18 protein-coding genes are annotated in these 18,628 nt (G+C 42.4%); 6 read left to right on the forward strand and 12 right to left on the reverse strand.

The annotated features are described in order from the left end of the window. Positions 1-55: 55 nt before the first annotated feature. Positions 56-3,226 (reverse strand): isoleucine--tRNA ligase, encoded by a 3,171-nt coding sequence (ileS, locus tag DW959_RS06505; protein WP_118615719.1) that lies wholly within the window; start codon positions 3,224-3,226, stop codon positions 56-58. 429 nt (positions 3,227-3,655) lie between these two features. Here ileS and DW959_RS06510 point away from each other — a divergent pair, with 429 nt between their 5' ends. Genes DW959_RS06510 through DW959_RS06520 form a run of 3 tightly spaced genes read left to right on the forward strand, consistent with a single transcriptional unit; the run spans position 3,656 to position 5,533 of the window. Then, the gene (locus tag DW959_RS06510) at positions 3,656-3,976 is read left to right on the forward strand and encodes a PadR family transcriptional regulator (RefSeq protein WP_008402371.1); all 321 of its coding nucleotides are present in this window, start codon (positions 3,656-3,658) and stop codon (positions 3,974-3,976) included. Further along, the gene (locus DW959_RS06515) at positions 3,969-4,562 is read left to right on the forward strand and encodes a DUF1700 domain-containing protein (protein WP_118483008.1); all 594 of its coding nucleotides are present in this window, start codon (positions 3,969-3,971) and stop codon (positions 4,560-4,562) included. Before DW959_RS06510 ends, DW959_RS06515 begins: the two co-directional genes overlap by 8 nt. 2 nt (positions 4,563-4,564) lie before the next feature. Beyond that, positions 4,565-5,533 (forward strand): DUF4097 domain-containing protein, encoded by a 969-nt coding sequence (locus DW959_RS06520; protein ID WP_117822410.1) that lies wholly within the window; start codon positions 4,565-4,567, stop codon positions 5,531-5,533. A 265-nt stretch (positions 5,534-5,798) separates the two neighbouring features. On the opposite strand, the gene DW959_RS06525 is transcribed toward DW959_RS06520, so the two are convergent. Together DW959_RS06525 and DW959_RS06530 are read right to left on the reverse strand one after the other, a co-directional pair. Beyond that, complete coding sequence (locus DW959_RS06525; RefSeq protein ID WP_118615721.1) at positions 5,799-6,239, reverse strand: DUF6796 family protein; 441 nt, start codon at positions 6,237-6,239, stop codon at positions 5,799-5,801. A 50-nt stretch (positions 6,240-6,289) separates the two neighbouring features. Then, the gene (locus tag DW959_RS06530; RefSeq protein ID WP_021944183.1) at positions 6,290-7,018 is read right to left on the reverse strand and encodes a hypothetical protein; all 729 of its coding nucleotides are present in this window, start codon (positions 7,016-7,018) and stop codon (positions 6,290-6,292) included. A gap of 315 nt (positions 7,019-7,333) precedes the next feature. Between DW959_RS06530 and DW959_RS06535 the strand changes: the two genes are divergently transcribed. Together DW959_RS06535 and DW959_RS06540 are read left to right on the forward strand one after the other, a co-directional pair. Beyond that, on the forward strand, positions 7,334-8,266 hold the full coding sequence (locus DW959_RS06535) for an ABC transporter ATP-binding protein (RefSeq protein WP_118615723.1): 933 nt from the start codon (positions 7,334-7,336) through the stop codon (positions 8,264-8,266). Continuing rightward, positions 8,259-9,032 (forward strand): ABC transporter permease subunit, encoded by a 774-nt coding sequence (locus tag DW959_RS06540; RefSeq protein ID WP_021944181.1) that lies wholly within the window; start codon positions 8,259-8,261, stop codon positions 9,030-9,032. Before DW959_RS06535 ends, DW959_RS06540 begins: the two co-directional genes overlap by 8 nt. Positions 9,033-9,102: 70 nt before the next feature. Here DW959_RS06540 and DW959_RS06545 read toward each other — a convergent pair whose 3' ends face one another. From DW959_RS06545 to DW959_RS06555, 3 genes are all read right to left on the reverse strand, one after another. Beyond that, entirely contained in the window at positions 9,103-9,831 is a 729-nt protein-coding gene (locus tag DW959_RS06545; protein ID WP_117784540.1) for a M23 family metallopeptidase, read from the reverse strand. Between the two features lie 215 nt (positions 9,832-10,046). Further along, complete coding sequence (locus DW959_RS06550) at positions 10,047-11,159, reverse strand: SpoIID/LytB domain-containing protein (protein ID WP_117784541.1); 1,113 nt, start codon at positions 11,157-11,159, stop codon at positions 10,047-10,049. A 118-nt stretch (positions 11,160-11,277) separates the two neighbouring features. Then, positions 11,278-12,339, reverse strand: coding sequence for a glycoside hydrolase family 5 protein (locus DW959_RS06555; protein ID WP_118615725.1), 1,062 nt, complete (start codon positions 12,337-12,339; stop codon positions 11,278-11,280). 281 nt (positions 12,340-12,620) lie between these two features. Between DW959_RS06555 and DW959_RS06560 the strand changes: the two genes are divergently transcribed. Further along, on the forward strand, positions 12,621-12,836 hold the full coding sequence (locus DW959_RS06560) for a cold-shock protein (protein WP_008402359.1): 216 nt from the start codon (positions 12,621-12,623) through the stop codon (positions 12,834-12,836). 470 nt (positions 12,837-13,306) lie between these two features. Here the strand turns inward: DW959_RS06560 and DW959_RS06565 are convergent, their stop codons facing one another. From DW959_RS06565 to DW959_RS06590, 6 genes are all read right to left on the reverse strand, one after another. Continuing rightward, on the reverse strand, positions 13,307-15,058 hold the full coding sequence (locus tag DW959_RS06565) for a phospho-sugar mutase (RefSeq protein ID WP_118615727.1): 1,752 nt from the start codon (positions 15,056-15,058) through the stop codon (positions 13,307-13,309). A 103-nt stretch (positions 15,059-15,161) separates the two neighbouring features. Then, positions 15,162-16,148, reverse strand: a complete 987-nt coding sequence (locus DW959_RS06570) for a hypothetical protein (RefSeq protein WP_242997308.1) — start codon at positions 16,146-16,148, stop codon at positions 15,162-15,164. Between the two features lie 118 nt (positions 16,149-16,266). Continuing rightward, entirely contained in the window at positions 16,267-16,584 is a 318-nt protein-coding gene (locus tag DW959_RS06575; protein WP_021944224.1) for a type II toxin-antitoxin system RelE/ParE family toxin, read from the reverse strand. A 2-nt stretch (positions 16,585-16,586) separates the two neighbouring features. Then, complete coding sequence (locus tag DW959_RS06580; RefSeq protein ID WP_008399788.1) at positions 16,587-16,865, reverse strand: type II toxin-antitoxin system Phd/YefM family antitoxin; 279 nt, start codon at positions 16,863-16,865, stop codon at positions 16,587-16,589. Positions 16,866-16,896: 31 nt separating this feature from the next. Next, on the reverse strand, positions 16,897-17,289 hold the full coding sequence (locus DW959_RS06585; protein WP_117822414.1) for a hypothetical protein: 393 nt from the start codon (positions 17,287-17,289) through the stop codon (positions 16,897-16,899). Positions 17,290-17,638: 349 nt separating this feature from the next. After that, a complete protein-coding gene (locus DW959_RS06590) occupies positions 17,639-18,568 on the reverse strand; it encodes an acyl-CoA thioester hydrolase/BAAT C-terminal domain-containing protein (protein WP_021944226.1) in 930 nt (309 codons plus the stop codon). Positions 18,569-18,628: the final 60 nt, after the last annotated feature.

An 18,628-nucleotide genomic window follows, 5' to 3' on the forward strand; every position in this document is an offset into this window, starting at 1 on the left:
GAAAAAAGCAAGTATAAATTTGCTTTTTTCGGCATCGGTCAACGCCCTGTATTATTTATGCGTTTTTCTTTACACCAAGTGTTACCTTCTCGCCGTTGATGTTCCATTCCTTGGAATAGCCATCTACGCTTCCGGTTACCAGTGCATCTGCCATAACGTCTGACTTGATGCTGTCAGCATTTGCATTCATAAGTCCGGTTGCCTTGTCGCTTCCCTCTGCATAGACTGTAATCTTGTCCATTACTTCGAAGCCGGCTTCCTTTCTCATGGTCTGGATCTTGGATACGATCTCTCTGACAAATCCCTCCTCTAAGAGTTCTTCTGTCAGATTTGTGTCGATAACAACTGTTACCGCACCGTCTGCCTCTGTAACATAGCCTTCGGTCTGTGCGATATCGATCAGCAGATCTTCCTCTGCCAGAGATACCTCTGTGCCGTTTACGTCAAATGTCAGAGCACCCTTTTCCTTCAGCTCTGCCATAGCTGCATTTCCGTCAACAGATGACAGATATGCCTTGATTCCGCCTAACTGCTTGCCGTACTTTGGTCCTACGGTACGAAGCTGTGGCTTGAATGTGTAAGAACTGAAGCTTGCGATATCTTCTGTAAATACTACGTTCTTGATGTTCAGCTCGTCTTTGACGATCGCTGTCTCATCCTCTGTCAGCTCTTTTGCTGCCTTTACATACATGGTTCCGATCGGCTGTCTATTCTTGATATTTGCAGTATTTCTGGCTGCACGTCCAAGAACAACGATCTTTAAGATCTCATCCATAGCTGCCTCAAGGTCTGTGTCGATCATCTTCTCCTCTACCTTCGGGAACTCGCACAGATGAACAGATAATGGAGCATCCTTATCAATGCTTCTTACCAGATTCTGGTAAATATCCTCTGCCATAAACGGAATCAGCGGAGCTGCTGTCATGGAGACCGTAACAAGGGCTGTATACAGTGTCATGTAGGCATTTACCTTATCCTGCTCCATACCCTTTGCCCAGTATCTCTCACGTCCACGACGAACATACCAGTTGGAAAGGTCATCTACAAACTCCTCTAATACTCTGGTTGTCTCAGGGATCTTGTATGCTGCAAGGTTCTCATCAACAGCCTTTACGGTTGAGTTCAGCTTTGATAATAACCATTTATCCATCAGTGACAGCTTCTCGTAATCCAGCTCATGCTCAAGTGGATTGAAGTTGTCGATATTTGCATATAATACATAGAATGCGTAAGTGTTCCATAAGGTTCCGAGGAACTTTCTCTGGCACTCGATAACCGCATCTTCATGGAAACGGTTTGGAAGCCATGGAGCAGAGTTGCTGTAGAAATACCACCGGATCGCGTCTGCACCGTATTTGTTCAGTGCATCCATCGGATCTACTGCATTTCCCTTGGACTTACTCATCTTCTGTCCATCCTTATCCTGTACATGTCCGAGGACAATTACATTCTTGAATGGAGCCTTGTCAAATAACAGAGTAGAGATCGCCATCAGAGAATAGAACCATCCTCTTGTCTGGTCAACTGCCTCGCTGATGAAGTCAGCAGGGAAGTGCTTTTCGAAGATGTCTGCATTCTCGAACGGATAATGCCACTGTGCAAATGGCATAGAACCTGAATCGAACCAGCAGTCGATAACTTCAGATACTCTGTGCATCTGCTTACCACACTCCGGACATTTGATCGTTACAGCGTCGATGAACGGACGGTGCAGCTCGATCTCATCCGGGCAGTTGTCGCTCATGCTCTTTAATTCTTCGATCGAACCGATCGCATGACGGCATCCGCATTCACATTCCCAGATATTTAACGGAGTTCCCCAATAACGGTTACGGGAAAGTCCCCAATCCTGTACATTCTTTAACCAGTCACCGAAACGTCCCTTACCAATGCTCTCAGGGATCCAGTTTACGGTGTCGTTATTCTTAACCAACTTATCTCTGACTGCTGTCATCTTGATAAACCAGGTATCTCTTGCATAGTAGATCAGCGGAGTATCACATCTCCAGCAGTGTGGATATTCATGCTCGAACTTTGGTGCGTCGAACAGAAGTCCTTCTTTGTCAAGGTCAACCAATACCTTTGGATCTGCATCCTTTACGAAGATTCCTGCATAAGGGGTTTCCTCTGTCAGATCACCCTTGCCATCTACGAACTGTACAAATGGAAGATCGTACTTTCTTCCTACATTTGCGTCGTCCTCACCAAATGCAGGTGCGATATGAACGATACCTGTACCATCTGTCATAGTTACATAAGAATCACATGTGATGTAGTGACCCTTCTTATGCTGCTTCTCGCATACAGGCTTTACGCACTCATATAATGGTTCGTACTCTTTGTATTCCAGATCTTTTCCTTTGTATGTCTCCAGAACTTCATATGCAGGTACAGCAGGTGTATCGTCTGTAGCCTCCTTTGCAAGGGAACCGAGTACCTTGTCTGCCAGTGCTTCTGCCAGATAATAAGTATATCCGTCTGCTGCCTTTACTTTGACATAAGTCTCATCCGGATTTACACAGAGGGCTACGTTTGATGGAAGTGTCCAAGGTGTAGTTGTCCATGCAAGGAAATATGCATCTTCGTCGATAACCTTGAATCTTACAACTGCGGAACGTTCCTTTACAGTCTTATAACCCTGTGCTACTTCGTGGCTTGACAGTGGAGTTCCGCAACGCGGACAATATGGCACGATCTTGAAGCCTTTGTATAAAAGTCCCTGATCCCAGATCTTCTTCAGTGCCCACCACTCGGACTCGATGAAATCATTGTGGTATGTTACATATGGATCATCCATATCTGCCCAGAATCCTACCTTGCCGGAGAATTCTTCCCACATACCTTTGTATTTCCATACGGATTCTTTACATTTCTGAATAAATGGCTCCAGACCGTATTCCTCAATCTGCTCTTTGCCATCGATTCCTAAAAGTTTCTCAACTTCCAACTCTACAGGAAGGCCGTGTGTATCCCATCCTGCCTTTCTTACTACGTTATGGCCCTTCATTGTCTGATATCTTGGAATCATATCCTTGATAACTCGTGTAAGCACATGGCCGATATGTGGCTTACCGTTTGCTGTTGGGGGTCCATCATAAAATGTGTAAGTCGGAAGATCCTTTGTTTCTTCCACACTCTTCTCAAATACCTGATTTTCTTTCCAGAAATCCAGAACCTTCTGTTCTCTGTCTACGAAATTCAATTTGGTCGATACTTTTTCGTACATGTTGTTCTTCCTTTCTTTTTATTCAATGTATGCAAAATATTATTAGACAAACTTTTCTATAAAGTAAAAAAAGCCGCCGCCGCAAAAAGGACGAAGGCTTAAAGTTCTCGTTATACCACCTATTACTTGCATACTAACATATGTGCTTCCCGTAACGAGGGAATGACGTCAGAGCCTACTGGCTGTCGTTTTCGGTCTGAAGCTTAAGAGTGATCTTCCATCATCTTCTACTCGCACCGGTCTTGCACCATCTCCGGCTCGCTCTGCCTTTCAAACATGATCTACTGTCTCTGTCATCGCTTTTCTTCTTATTTTTATCAACCTTGAGTATAGCAACCATGAGCATTCTTGTCAAATTATTTTTTACAAAATACCTCTTGACATATTATACTATACGTCATATAGTATAGTGCATAAGGAGGTATACATATGGATATTCAATTAAAACGCGGTATGCTGGATGTCTGTGTACTGGCTGCGATCAAGGATGAAGATTCTTATGGATATCAGATCATCAAGGATATGAAACCCTTTGTAACGATATCGGAATCTACATTGTATCCGATCCTGCGAAGACTGGAAGCCGGCGCATTCCTCACCGTTCGCTCCGTAGAACACAACGGACGGCTTCGGAAATACTATCATATTACCGATGCAGGCAAAGCACGAATCGAGGAATTTAAAGAAGAATGGAAAGAACTTGAATCTATATATCGTTTTATTATCAGAGAGGAGAATGACAATGACTAAACAGGAATATTTGTCAGCGATCCGGGGAAAGATCCGGAAAATGCCGGCAGACGATATTAATAAATTTATGGATTATTATAGTGAAATGATCGATGACCGTATGGAAGATGGCCTGTCGGAGGAAGAAGCGGTTGCCGATATGGATGCCCCGGACGATGTCGTTGATCAGATCCTGGCAGATATGCCACTGACGAAACTTGTGAAAGAAAAAATCAAACCATCCCACCGATTAAAGGCATGGGAGATCATTTTGCTGATTCTTGGTTCTCCTATATGGGCTCCGCTGTTACTGACCGCGATCGTTCTGGTCATTGCCATGGCGGTTGTCATTTTGGCACTTCTCCTGTCCTTCTATGTAATCGTACTCTCGATGGCAGTTGCAGGTATCGCCGGGCTGCTGGGAGTTATTCCATTTTTTGTTACACAGAATGTTCCGGCTGCCCTTTTCATGCTTGGAGCTGCATTTGCCGGAATCGGACTTGCGATCCTGTTCATCGTAGCCGTAAAGCCTGTTACGATCGGCATTTTCAAGCTGTACAAGGCATCCGTCAATGGAATTAAGAGAATGTTTGTAAAGGAGAGATAATTATGAGTAAATCCAAAAAAGCAGTTATTGTTGCTTCTATATTTATAGTGGTCGGCGTCATTATCGCATTCTTAAGTTTTGCAATTAACGGATTCCATTTTCCAAATGGTTCTGTCGACCTGCTCGGTATGAAAGCCTTGCCGGACTATGTGAAGAAAACAGTTCAGATCAAAGATGATTTCAACGCCGTTGACATCGCAGGCGAAGCATCTACCGACGTCATAATCAAAAACTCCGACAACGGAACGAATTACATCGAATATTATGATACAGATGGTCTGACCAACCATGCAGAGGTTGTTGACGGCGTGCTCACCTTCCGCTGCGAAGACAAACGTACCCACCATCCGACAATCTCACTCGGATTTGGTCAGGATACTACTACCGTTGTTTATCTGGCAGATAAAGAATACGAATCTATCCAGGTAACCACAGCAAGTGGAGATATCGACTATCTGTATTCTCACAAGACTGATAGCAAGCCAGTGTTTAACTCTTCATATACCAGTCTTAAGACAAACAGCGGTGACATCCATATCGCAGATATCGAAGCTAATACCCTCACAGTCAAAACTACATCGGGTGATATCTCTATCAGCAATGGTTCATTTACAACTAAGCTAGAGCTTCATGCCTCAAGCGGTGATATCCAGTTGAACCGCATAACAACAGATCAGGCAGAATTCTATACCACAAGCGGCTATGTATCAGCCAGTGACATTACTGCTAATACCAGTCTTTCCAGTAATACGACGAGTGGCGATATTGATATGTCCATCACGGCCGCTGATACGATCAGCATTTCTGCTACGAGCGGCGACATTGATCTGGCTCTTGCTTCTGACCGAAACTACAGTTTCTTAGCAGATACACAAAATGGCGATGTTGATATTCCACATGGCGCAAATTATTCCGAATATGAATGTGGCGTCAGCACAACCAGCGGCGATATTAGCATCAGACAGAAGTAATATTAGTGAATATTATTTTAAAAAAAAGTCTATAAAAACGAAAAAGGGATTGCCCTGTTAAAACAGATCTACCGCTGTCTCTGTAGATGACATTACGAGGATTTCGTTGAGAGATGCACATTGTCAGTAAATACGAGTGCTTGTTTGAGCCGAAGGCGAGTTAGCACCGGAGTATTTACGAATAAGACATGTGCATCGAACAGAAACCGCAGTTAGTCATTTCAGAGACAGCAGTAAATCTGATTAACAGGGCAATCCCTTTTTATTATTTCTCCGCAGTTTTGCTTCCTACAATCCATATGAGGATAAAGAAAAAGATCATGCTTTCGCTCATCAAGCCGTTTGTGAATCCAAGACGGAATGCTGTATCCGGAAGTATTGATTTTATAACATAGAGAATGCAGTAGAATACAAGTACATTTCCTGCTGCCATCCATCTTGGCAATGTGGTTTTGCCACACACGACCACATAAAACCAGTATAAGAATACCGGAAGCATAACGACTTCGCTTACTATGATAACCCATGACAGATGATCGAATAAGGCTTCGCATGCCGGAAGTGCCGCATCGGCATATCCATATCCGGTCATCCATGTATACAGATACAGGATCATAATATAGAACAAGTGCAGACACATCCATGGTGTCAGACCAAATGCATTCAGATAATGATAAATTTTCTCTCCTTTAACGTAAAATGGCATTGGTTAGTGTTCGCTAACCAATGCCATTCTAGCATATTATCTTATCCTCGTCAAAATGCCGTGAACATACTCAACACGGACACCAGACATATGATAATCCCCAGCCATTTGAGAAACAGTTCTGTTTTCCGGTTCACTTTGTTTGATCCCGGATCGTATACCTTGCGCTGCTCTCTGGAATAGTACAACGGATATTCGCTGCCAACCGGATGCTTCTTCCGGCTCAATTCCTGCGCCAATTGATAGTTATGCACACTGCCATCATAAGGATCGGTATACTGGATCGTAAGGATCGCCTTTCCCGGTGTCAGCGTCTTAGCTCCCGGCACTTCTCCGACTACCTTTCCCGGAATCATCATATCCATGTAATCATTTTCTTTTACCTGTTTCTTCTTCATGCCACTTCCTGTAAAAAGGAGAATGATGCCGAATGCAAATGCAACCAGCCGCTGCACAAGCATCCACCCGGTCGTTCCTGTCATATCCGGTATGACATTTCTCTCCATCAGCTCCTGCGCCATGAAAAATGCTCCAAACAAAACAAACCCGGCTCCAAGTCCCATTATGATATAGATATATTTTTCCATCTCATCCATAGCTGACAGCTTCGGATGGTTTTCCTTTAACAACTGATCCACCGTTGATCCCGAAGCAATATTATCCAACAGCCGCTTTAATTCCCTGCGTCGTTTTTTCAACCGGATAAATGTGTATATCCCCATGATCAACATGCCAATTCCCACTAGAATAATGAACATGATTTTTAACATTTGCATCATTTGCAGCTCTCCCCTTGTCGTCCTGTCTGGCAGGATATTTCCTTTATTATAATAAATATGGGCTTTTTTCTCCATTATATCTTCACTATTTTTTACTAATTTTCACTATTTTTCATTATACACTTTCATTAGACGATTCTGTATAATTGTTACCTTGTACCAGCACATATATAAACTTACAAACTGCACATTTTTAATGTTTCAAAAAAATCAAAAAAAGTTTCAACTTAGAGTCTGCTCCATGAATTGACTTTCCTGCGGCAAAACAGTATGCTGATTATAGGAAAATTCGGTTGAATCAGGAGGTGCTGTTCCATGGCAGAAGTCATTGCAAAAGCAACAGATGTAGAGGTAATATACGGTGATAAGCCTGCACTTGATAAGATAAATATGTCCGTGAAAAAGGGCGACATTTATGCTCTGATCGGTAAAAACGGTGCAGGAAAAACGACACTTCTCCGCCTGTTTACCGGACAGAATGCCCCTGATTATGGCAGCATCGAACTTTTTGGAAAGAAAGGTACACATGGGTTAAATGAAGCCCGGAAAAGAACCGGTGCTATCATCGAAACTCCGGCATTTTATCCATTTTTCTCTGCGGAACGCAATCTGGAATATTATCGTATCCAGCGTGGGATCGACGATCCATCCATTGTTGAAACAGTTCTGAAAGAAACGGGACTCTATGAAGCTAAGGATAAGAAATTCAAAAATTTCTCTCTCGGCATGAAGCAGCGTCTGGGAATCGCCCTGTCGCTCATGCACGATCCGGAATTTCTGATCTTAGATGAACCGATCAATGGTCTGGATCCTGCCGGCATCGTCGAGATGCGAAAGCTGATGCTGCGGCTGAACAAAGAGAACGGACTCACAATCATCATTTCCTCCCATATTCTATCCGAGCTTGCAAATATGGCAACCTGCTACGGATTCATCGATCATGGTCAGATCTTACAGGAAATGTCTGCTGAGGAACTAGAAGCAAAAGAAAAAAGCTATGTAAAGGTGCGTACCAGTAATGGTGAAAAAGCTGCTAAATATCTTTCAAAAGAGCTCCAACTCGACGCATCCTACAATGCAGATGAGGATACCATTTATATTTATTTTGAAAATAACGCGGTTTACCTGACTGAGAAGATCAGCCGTTTCTTATTTGAAATGGGATACGATCTGTACTCACTGGAGATTGTGAAAACTACACTGGAAGATTTCTTTATTGAACTGTTAGGAGGGACAACGATTGAATAATTTCCTCAAAAGTGAATGTTACAAAGTAAGCCATCGGGCTTATCCATATACCCTGCTCATTATCGGAGTGGTAATTGCCATTTTGATCAACGTATCTGTCTGGTATGCCATCCATGTCATCCGGATCCCATTTACGATCGAAGGTGCAGATATTATGAACGCCGGTCTGTACATGATGGCAACGATCGTCTGGTACTGCATTATTTTCACCACCGATATCGGTTTCTCCGGTGAATGGAGAAATAATACGATGAAGAATATCGTGTCATTCGGAACCAGCCGAAACACAATTTTTTTTGGCAAATGTATCGTGAATACACTATTGCTGCTTATCGGAATCGTTGTGGTATCTGCAGCCTATCTGCTGACGAATTACATCTGTTTCCGTCATGATGGAAGTCTGACCGCTTCGGCATATCAGAATTATTTTCTGCGTTTTGTGATCATGCTTCCTATGATCATCGCCGGACAGACAATGGCATCCTCCCTGTGCATGTTCTTCTCCACAGACCTTCTGTGGTGCGGTATCTATGCTGTAGTCGTTGCCCTGCTGCCAAATGGCATCATGCTTTTCTATGCTATTTTCCCGGAAGTAGAAGCACTCCGTATCATCTACACCAATCTTCCTACCGTCTGCCTGACCGCTGTTGCATGGCAGACACTAACCACCAGCCTGATTGTTCACGCTATGGAGATCGCCGCTGTACTTCTGATCCTGCCAACTGTTATTTCCCTGTTGGTGTTCCAGAGGAAGGAGATAAAATAAAAACAGACACACACCCTACCCTGCGGATACGACATGCGTCTGTTCTTATACTTTATATGGATTGTTCTGATTATTCCCCTTCGATCAATGATACAGGATCGACAGGTTTGCCATCTTTGGTAATTGCGAAATACAGATTTGTTCCTTCTTTTGAATAATAACGGCTTGGTTCTGCTACAGTGCCAATGGTGCAGCCGGCATCTACCACCTGACCAACAGAAACATTGATATCCTTAAGCTGTCCATACATGACTTCATAGCCATTTCCAAGGGATGCCTTTACCACATTTCCAAATTCCGGTGTGCTTGTGATCTCTGTGATCTTGCATTTGTAAGCGGCTGAAACTTTGTCATTTTCTGCTGCTTCCAATACGATTCCGGCATTGCATTTGTACTGGTTTAATGTCTCGTAGAATACTGTGGTGTCCATGCTGAATGGAATGATCACGTTTCCGTTTAGTGGCCACATAAGAGCTGTACTGCCGTCATAGTTCAGTTCAATCTGTTCTTCCACCTTGGCAGCATTTGCTCCGGTTTCTACTTCTGAACTTTTCTCTGTTGTTGCTTCCGTCTTGTCCTCTGCTTTGGCGGTACCGCCAAGTGTTTCCTTTACTGCTTCTGTTGTTCCGAGATTGCTTCTGTCTGCGGTTTCTTCTACTGCCTCCGAGCTGACAGCATTTTCATCATCTGACTGGGTTTTCACATTATATAGAGCTACAAGTCCTACAAGTGCCACCATTCCGGCGATCAGGGCAATGTAGAAAATATTTCTCTTAATAACATTCAAAAATTTCTTCATGTTTATCACCTCATGGATATTGTTGCCTGAACTTCCGGATTATATACACAGGCAAATATTTTCCACAAGCTTTTTATTTATCTTATGCATTTTGTCGTATCCTGCCACCAGCGAAATGAAATGATCTGCAAAGCAACCACTTTTGCAATTCCCTCTGTATGCTTTCAAATATCCTCAATATATTGGTAATTGTCCTTATATGTTTTCGCAGGTGTTTAATATGCCGCCCCATCTGCGATCGAAGTTTCCGGGTAATAATATGTGATGATCTCACGATATGTACTGCCCTGATCGGCTTTCCATCCGGCTCCGTACATCGACATTCCAAGGGATGAGCCTTTACCGATCGAGATGATCCGATATCCCTCCTCGACCTGATCGATATGAAAATTTGTCGTTCCAAGTGACAGGGTCTGTGCAAATGTCTCTCCCGTCACGACCGTACCGAATACATTTACCTTTCGGACAAATCCTGATTTCGTCGCCTCAAGCACAGTCAGCGCATCCGCATCCACAACCTGTTCCTCACTCTGTGCTGAACCAGTCGTCGCAGATTCGTTTTTTTCAACATCCACGTCGGTCTGCCCCAGATTCTCTGATCCGTCAAACGCTTCTCCCTCTCCATTCATGCCAAATTCTTTCTTTATACGAAGCGCACTGTAGATCTTTGTCGATGAAAAATCCGGCGACTGGATATCCTGACTGCTGTCAACGGATACCAGATATGGAATCGCAGTACCATATAATTCCTCTGCACTAACAGTTACCCCTATGCTGACTGCATGACTGACAGGAATAATAAGTCTGCCATCATAAACGATAACCTGTCCCATTGTATCCTTCACAGCCTGATATACCATTTCCATATTCTGCTTATATTCTTTCCCCCATTTTTGCTTTAATTCATCTTTCTCTATCCGTATCTCTTTCAGATCTCCTTCATTGATGATCTTGCCTCCGCCATTTGCAGTATCCGCCTGGTCATTCATTTCATAATAGATCGCAGTCCGGGTCAGAACTGCCATCGTCTTTGCCATCTCCACATTCCATGACGGATCATACAATCCGGCAAGGACATACAAAATATATTCTTCACAGTCGATCAGCCTGTAATTGCCATTTTGCAGGATACACACATCCCGGCTGCTACTAAGTGCCGCGATCCGGGCATCCGACACATCCCGATAACGCACAAAAAGCCTGGTTCCCACATATGGAATTGCAAATGCTAACAAAACCATGGTGAACCAGGCTAGAATCCTGTTATTTTTCTTCATACCATCACATCCTGTCCTGTCATCATTCCGGAAAAATCCGATTCGCTTCATACGATTTTCCTGTATTATTTATTCTATGATGCACAGGTGCAAAATATGATTGATTCATTATACAAACAGACCATCCGGCTGTTTGCCGATATTACTGTTTATCTCATATACATAATCACTATGCTTTCTTGCCAAGAGCTTTCTTTCTCGCAAGATATTTCTTCTTGATATACTTTCCTGCTGTGGATAAGTCACCTGACTTCCAGCCGGAGGTTTTCTTTGTTGATGGTTTAAGCATAGATGCCGACTCGTTCTTATTACTGAGGCTCCAACAGAAATAACTGATGTTATATTTGTTAAGAAGCTTCATCCATTTGTCTGCGGATGCCTTGTTAATGGCTCCGTCGCCACTGGCCGGTGATAAACCAAACTCAGATACAATGATCGGAAGCTTCTTCTTTCTTGCATAAGCAACCTTTGCCGGAAGATATTCATTGTGCGCCCACTCACTTGCGTAGAAATGCAGGGAGTACATGATATTCTTATATCCCTTGATTGGGCTGTCTGCAACTTCATTTGACGTTCCATCCGTTCCAAGCTGTGACCAGGTTGGTGTTCCCACGATAATAACTGCTTTCTTGTCGTATTTGCGGATCGTTTTGATAATGTCTGTCGCATAGGATTTGATCTCTTTCCAGCTACAGCCATTTGGCTCATTGCAGATCTCATAAATAACATTTTTATTGTTCTTATATTTCTTTGCCATCGTGGTAAAGAATTTCTTCGCCTGTGACTTGTTCTTATTCGGGTTTCCGTCACTTAAGATATGCCAGTCGATGATCGCATACATACCAAGATCAGTCGCATACCCGACACCTTTATCCACCAGTTTCCGAAGCTTTGCCTGACTGCCACCACTGCAATAGCCATTGTATTCTTCGGTATACATTGCCAGTCGGATCGCATTCACGCCCCAGTCATCACGAAGCGTCTTGAATGCTTTCTTATTCACATATGGCGATCCGACATCCCAGTTGATTCCATGTGTGCTGATACCGCGAAGCTGGAATTTATTTCCCTTACTGTCGACCAGGTCTGCTCCCTTTACAGACAGTCTTCCATGCTTTGCAACCGGTGTTGTAGCTGCCGCTTCCGCCGTTCCATTTCCACCAAATACACAGATTGTAAACAGCATAACAACTGCCATGATCCATGCAATCAGACGTTTTCCCTTTCTCATACGCTCTCCTCCTGTTTTTGCATTTTTCCTGTATTTATAGTACCCTACTTTTCCTTTTCTGCCAAGAACCCATGGATCATTTTTTACCGGATTTTATCATTATTTTTACCTTGTTTTTCTTGACAAATAGGTGCGCCCATACTATTATGAGAGCGTATTCAAGATTAACTATGTAATCGCTTTTAAGCGGACGTATGGATTAAGGTTTTAATCGTATTTCTCTCATAAATGATGCACGTTTTCATTGGGTACAAGCAAGAAATATATAAGGAGGTACCCACATGAACAACGGTACAGTAAAATGGTTTAACGCAGAAAAAGGTTATGGATTTATCTCAAACAATGATGGAAGCGGAGATGTATTCGTTCATTTCTCAGCTATCCAGGGTGAAGGATATAAGACACTTGTTGAAGGTCAGCAGGTTACATTCGACACAGAGGAAGATCCTAAGGGTGGTTCAAGAACAAGAGCTACTAACGTTGTAATCGTTAAATAATTTTCTACTTTGAATAAAAAGGCTGAGGCTCTATATCAATTTATTCCGCAGAACACTTTCGTTCGAACAGGTCTGCTTCATAAATTATATAGAGCCTCAGTCTTTTATTAAGTTTTTCTTTTATTATTTCTCTAAGATATCGATATCTAACATTTACAGATCAAGGCTATTTTCATTTTGATATTTTAGGGACATTGTGCCCTTCTTTTTTAACAGAAAACACAGGGATTGCCCCTGTACAGACCATAAGCCCCATTATAATATGACATCAACGAAGGTTCCGTCGTGAAATGCATATTGCCAGTAAATACGAGCGCTTGTCTGAGCCAACGTTTAGTTGGCGAGTTAGCGCAGGAGTATTTACGAATCAGGCATATGCATTGAACAGAAACCGCAGCGAGTCATTTATAATGGGGCTTATGGTCTGTGCAGGGGCAATCCCTGTGTTTTATATTTAAATTAAGCTTTTATTATTTCTCTAAGATATCATAGATCAGATCCATAATCTTGTCGCCTGCTTCTGCGGACATCTTCTGAGCCTCATCATATGAGCTGCCCTTGATTCCATAGTAGAACTTGATCTTTGGCTCTGTACCGGATGGTCTTACTGCAAGCCATGCATCATTCTCTAATTCATAGTAGAGAACATTTGAGTTCGGCATACCGGTCTTAACAGTTTCACCTGTCTCAAGGTTCTTGATCGTCTCCAGACGGTAGTCACGAACAACCTTTGTCTTATATCCGGCGATCTCTGCCGGTGTATTGTCACGAAGTACATTCATGATGTGTCCGATCTTCTTGGAACCTTCTACACCCTTCAGAGTTACAGTCTTGATATCATCTACATAGTAGCCGTATTTCTCATACATATCCATCATAACATCCCATAAAGTCTTACCCTGTCCTTTATAGAATGCAGCAGCTTCGCAAAGTGCCATTGTTGCTACGATGGCATCCTTATCTCTTGCATGTGTTCCGATCAGACAGCCGTAGCTCTCTTCGAAACCAAAGAGGTAAGTTCCCTTTCCTTCCTGCTCGAAACGTAAGATCTCACGTCCGATGTTCTTGAAACCTGTGAAGCACTCGATCAGGTCTGTATCGTAATATTTTGCGATCGCATCAACCATATTTGTTGTAACGATCGTCTTAATGATCGCACCGTCCTCCGGCAGTTTGCCATCGCGTGCTTTCATCTGACTTACTTCATATTCACACAGAAGGCTTCCTGACATGTTACCGGTAAATACCTTATATTCGCCTGTCTTGGAATCTTTTGCATATACACCAAGTCTGTCTGCATCCGGATCAGTTGCAAGAACGAGGTCTGCATCTACTTTCTTTGCAAGATTAAGAGCAAGGGCAAATGCTTCCTTTGCTTCCGGATTTGGGTAATCAACTGTTGGGAAATTACCATCTGGAAGTTCCTGTTCTGGAACAACATATACATTTTCAAATCCAAGATCAGAAAGAATTCTTCTTGCAGGAATATTTCCGGTACCATGAAGTGGGGTATATACGATCTTCAGATCCTTACCATATTTATCAATAGCATCCTGATGAAGAACCAGCTTCTTCAGTTCGCCCATATATGCATCATCAACTTCTGCACCGATCGTTACCAAAAGTCCTGCTTTGATCGCATCGATCATTTCCATTGTCTTGGTATCTGCAAAATCTGTAATGGCCTTAACCTCTGCCATGATTCCTGTATCATGTGGAGGTGTGATCTGCGCACCGTCTTCCCAGTATACTTTATAACCATTATACTCCGGTGGATTGTGGCTGGCTGTTACATTAATACCTGCTACACAGTCCAGATAGCGAACTGCAAATGACAGCTCCGGTGTCGGACGTAAAGACTCGAATCTGTATGCCTTGATTCCATTTGCTGCAAGACATAATGCTGCTTCCATGGAAAACTCCGGTGACATTCTTCTGGAATCATATGCAATAGCAACACCCTTATCCTGTTTGCCCTGCTTGATGATATAATTTGCAAGACCCTGTGTTGCTTTACGGACAACGTACTTGTTCATTCTGTTTGTTCCGGCACCGATAATACCACGAAGTCCGGCAGTACCAAATACCAGATCACAGTAGAATCTTTCTTCTATCTCTTTTGGATCATCCTTGATTGAAAGAAGTTCATCCTTGGTCTCCTGACCAAATAACGGATTGTTGACCCACTGCTCATATACTTCCATATAATTGCGTTCGCTCATTTTAATATTTCCTCCTGTGCGTTCCTTTAAAACATTACACTTAATATATTTCCTAAATCCCAAAGTTAGATTTTCTCACACATGACATTATACATTCAAATTCCTAACTTGTGAACCCATAATGATTGCAAAAATCACTTAAAAATTTCTGCTTTTCTTGTTCATCTGTTATAAGTTTACTGAGTTTTTCAAGATTTGCAGGGGAAATCCAGCATTTTCTGGAGTTCATATAACGATTGCTGACCTTCCAGAACTTCTCCGGATAACTATATAATATGTAGATATATCGATAATCTTCTCCGGTAAGCGGCAGGATACGATCGTATTCTTCTATGATCTTCACCGCCATATTGAAGTTATAATTATTCTTTTCCATGACCTTCCGGATGAACTGATATAAGTCGATCAACTGATATCCGACATGAAACCGGTCGAAATTCACAGTCGCCAGATACCCACCGCAAAATAACACACTATGGTAATTATATGCTCCATGGCAATATCCGATATGCCCGGCAATATTTGTCCGGTCGCAGGCATCCATCATCGCCTGGCAGTCGATTGCCTGTCTGTAAAATGCGTCATACGCTTCTATATATAAGAGCTCAAAATCATTCTTCGTCGGACGCTTTGAGATAAAGCTCCGGATTTTTTTCATTTCCTGCGTTTTTCGTCTGAAGTTGCCCGGCTCACGGTACGCATACGTTCTCCCCTCTTTTGCATACAGCTCACGCCCCCGGATATGAAATATCGCAAGATTTGCAGCCGCCTGATTCAGATCGCAGATACTTCCGGGATTACATTCCCGTCCCTCAAAATATTCCCGCATCACATATGGATTCCCGTAGCGGTCGCAGGTGATCAGCTCTCCTTCCCGGTTCGGCACGCAACGGTCAATATGGTGAAATCCTGTCTCATACAGATTTTCCTTAAATTCCCGTTCCTGCTCCAGCCGCTCCTCGCTGCCGTCAAATGGAGATATCTGCCTGATTCCCTGATCCGTTTTCAGGATCATAGATCCCCGGCCTCTGACGGCACCCAGTATTTCCATGTCATATGCTTCGTAGACTTCACTCATTTTCTCAGACAAAAAATCCCCTCCTTGAATTGTCTTCATACTTTGTATGAATCGGAAATCCCGATAAGTAATTGTATGAGGGAACCTTCAAATTCATTCTTAATTTCTGTCCAGAAAATTTGCGCACTTTCTATAATCCACGTATTATATTCAAATAGTCTTGTCTGCCATCCACTACCGCATATACAATAACCGTTTTCTTCTCTTCATTAATTTTATAAAAAACCAGATCCTTTTTTAGTATAAGGACTTTATATCCTTGTCGTTTAAGAACAAGGTATCTTGGATCTGTTCCAATATATGGATCATTTCCAAGTTCAAGAATTTTTTTCTCTATATAATCAAGTTGTTCCAAAGCTACTTCATTGCCAAAATTCTGAGCTATATATAAAATTATTTTTCTGATCCCTGCATCCGCAGTATCAGTTCGTATTACCTCATATTCCATACTTAGCCCTCCTGAAGCATTCTACGCAAATCATCAAATGTTTCAGTTATCGGTGCAACACGATTATTTTTTATATCATCCTCTGCCTCAGCTAATATTTCAAGTAACTCTATACGAGCTTTCATATTTTTATATTCTTCATATGAGAGGGCTACCGTATCACCTCTGCCATTTACTGTAATAATTACCGCTTCTTTATTTTCCTTACATTGTTTTGAAATATCATTATAATGGTTTCTTAAATCAGCCGATGGTCTGATTGATTCCTTTAATGTTAACATAAAAACCACCTCCGTTTATATTATATGCAAATTATATCATAATATGTCTATTTGTCCAATGCGTTTTACTGCCTGCAGGATTTCTTCGTTTCTTCGTTTTCCGAAATCGAACAAACCCATACGAATATACAGCAATGATAAATCCGTAGATCAATAAGAGCGGAATGCTCAATGATCTCTTTCCATTTATTACTTCAACAACATGGATAACCGGACAGATGATCAGCACTCCCCATAAGACCAGTGATAATGCTTTCGATATCCAGCGAACACCTCCATGCCAGACCGGATCTCCCGGAAATACAACATCGCCTGTAAATTCTGATATGTCCTCCACCAATTCTTCCACAACTGCAAAACGCACGCCTTTTTCTTCTTCCTGATATACATAGTTCAGATAAGCATCCATTTGCGTCTCTGACATATCCAAATTCTCCTCAGCAAAAAGCATCTGGCATAAATGAAGGGAACCATTCAGGTTGTTATCTTGCTTACTATCTTGTTCACTTATCTCTTGACGAAATACGATTTCCAGTATAGTGTTATCAGACAAGCATCCCCTGCTTATCGCAAAGATATTTGTCGGCTACGAGGCAGAACTTTGTGAAATGACAAAAACAGGAATGATGCTTTACTCTACCTCATTCCTGTTCTGTGGATTTAATATATTTGGTTCGGGCTTCTTCACTGGTCTTAACAATGGTGTTATCTCAGCTTGTAACCCTTATTATCACTGTGACCTTCCTGGTAAAAAACAAGAGCAAATACGGATATTAATCCGCTGTCCACTCCTTTAACGCTGCGGACAGTCTGCGGTCAATATCTTTTCTGGTTGCCTCACATTCCTTTGGATAATCTTTTGCAGCCTTAAAGACAAATTTCAATACAAATTTGAGTCCAACCGGAAGAGCGATCCGAAGCAAAGTTTCCGGCAATACAAAGTGAGTACCATGTTCATAAACAAGAGCATCGTATTCACATGTATGTGGATGTTCCTTCAAACGCTGATCCATACGGCGGACATATTTGCCAGCCTCCCAGAAGCTGTCATCATCCGCACCGATCAGGAATAAGCGGCCTTTTATATTCTCAACCTTTACCATTTCTTCCTCTGTATGCGGTCTTGCCTTTTCCGAATCTATAAACAAGCAGGTCGACCGTGTGATATCACCGGAGCCTTTTGTTTCTTCCTCAATCTTCTGCCAATACACCGGATGTTCATAGACAAATGGCATATAAGGCAGCGGCTTTCCCTGCCATGAAAGTGTGGATGCATTCGGTATCGGCCATTCCTTACAGCCATCCTTTTCTCCCTGTTCAAATCCCTGCCATACAAAATCACTGGCAGTAAGCCCAATCGTCATCGTAATATCCGGGAAATAAGATGCTGCAACGATCGCATCCATTCCGGCCGTGCTCATCCCCATAATACCGATTTTCCGGTTTCCATGATCCTGTAACCACTTTATTGCGGTCTGAATTCTTTCCAGCGGATTGTTGACATGACTGTAATTTTTTCTGCCCGGAGATACACACATAACATTTACACCCTGTCTGTGAAGCCATTTTGCTCCACATTTCGCCATATAATCATTCGGATCATCCCCAAATAATCCGATCACGGCACAATCCGCCCCTTTGGGATTTTCGTAATACGTTCCATAAAATCCATCTTTTTCGTTTTCAAAAAATTGTTTTTTCATGTTATTCTCCTGCCTCTAACACAAGTTAGTATGTTCTAACATCCATGGACAGTATACTCT

It is taken from the genome of Clostridium sp. AM46-21, from assembly GCF_003480025.1.
Taxonomy (GTDB): domain Bacteria; phylum Bacillota; class Clostridia; order Lachnospirales; family Lachnospiraceae; genus Coprococcus; species Coprococcus ammoniilyticus.

Coding starts and splice junctions, on each gene's coding strand:
- ileS (WP_118615719.1), bottom strand. CDS start 3,226: ATGTACGAAAAAGTATCGACCAAATTGAATTTCGTAGACAGAGAACAG.
- DW959_RS06510 (WP_008402371.1), top strand. CDS start 3,656: ATGGATATTCAATTAAAACGCGGTATGCTGGATGTCTGTGTACTGGCT.
- DW959_RS06515 (WP_118483008.1), top strand. CDS start 3,969: ATGACTAAACAGGAATATTTGTCAGCGATCCGGGGAAAGATCCGGAAA.
- DW959_RS06520 (WP_117822410.1), top strand. CDS start 4,565: ATGAGTAAATCCAAAAAAGCAGTTATTGTTGCTTCTATATTTATAGTG.
- DW959_RS06525 (WP_118615721.1), bottom strand. CDS start 6,239: ATGCCATTTTACGTTAAAGGAGAGAAAATTTATCATTATCTGAATGCA.
- DW959_RS06530 (WP_021944183.1), bottom strand. CDS start 7,018: ATGATGCAAATGTTAAAAATCATGTTCATTATTCTAGTGGGAATTGGC.
- DW959_RS06535 (WP_118615723.1), top strand. CDS start 7,334: ATGGCAGAAGTCATTGCAAAAGCAACAGATGTAGAGGTAATATACGGT.
- DW959_RS06545 (WP_117784540.1), bottom strand. CDS start 9,831: ATGAAGAAATTTTTGAATGTTATTAAGAGAAATATTTTCTACATTGCC.
- DW959_RS06550 (WP_117784541.1), bottom strand. CDS start 11,159: ATGAAGCGAATCGGATTTTTCCGGAATGATGACAGGACAGGATGTGAT.
- DW959_RS06555 (WP_118615725.1), bottom strand. CDS start 12,339: ATGAGAAAGGGAAAACGTCTGATTGCATGGATCATGGCAGTTGTTATG.
- DW959_RS06560 (WP_008402359.1), top strand. CDS start 12,621: ATGAACAACGGTACAGTAAAATGGTTTAACGCAGAAAAAGGTTATGGA.
- DW959_RS06565 (WP_118615727.1), bottom strand. CDS start 15,058: ATGAGCGAACGCAATTATATGGAAGTATATGAGCAGTGGGTCAACAAT.
- DW959_RS06575 (WP_021944224.1), bottom strand. CDS start 16,584: ATGGAATATGAGGTAATACGAACTGATACTGCGGATGCAGGGATCAGA.
- DW959_RS06580 (WP_008399788.1), bottom strand. CDS start 16,865: ATGTTAACATTAAAGGAATCAATCAGACCATCGGCTGATTTAAGAAAC.
- DW959_RS06585 (WP_117822414.1), bottom strand. CDS start 17,289: ATGTCAGAGACGCAAATGGATGCTTATCTGAACTATGTATATCAGGAA.
- DW959_RS06590 (WP_021944226.1), bottom strand. CDS start 18,568: ATGAAAAAACAATTTTTTGAAAACGAAAAAGATGGATTTTATGGAACG.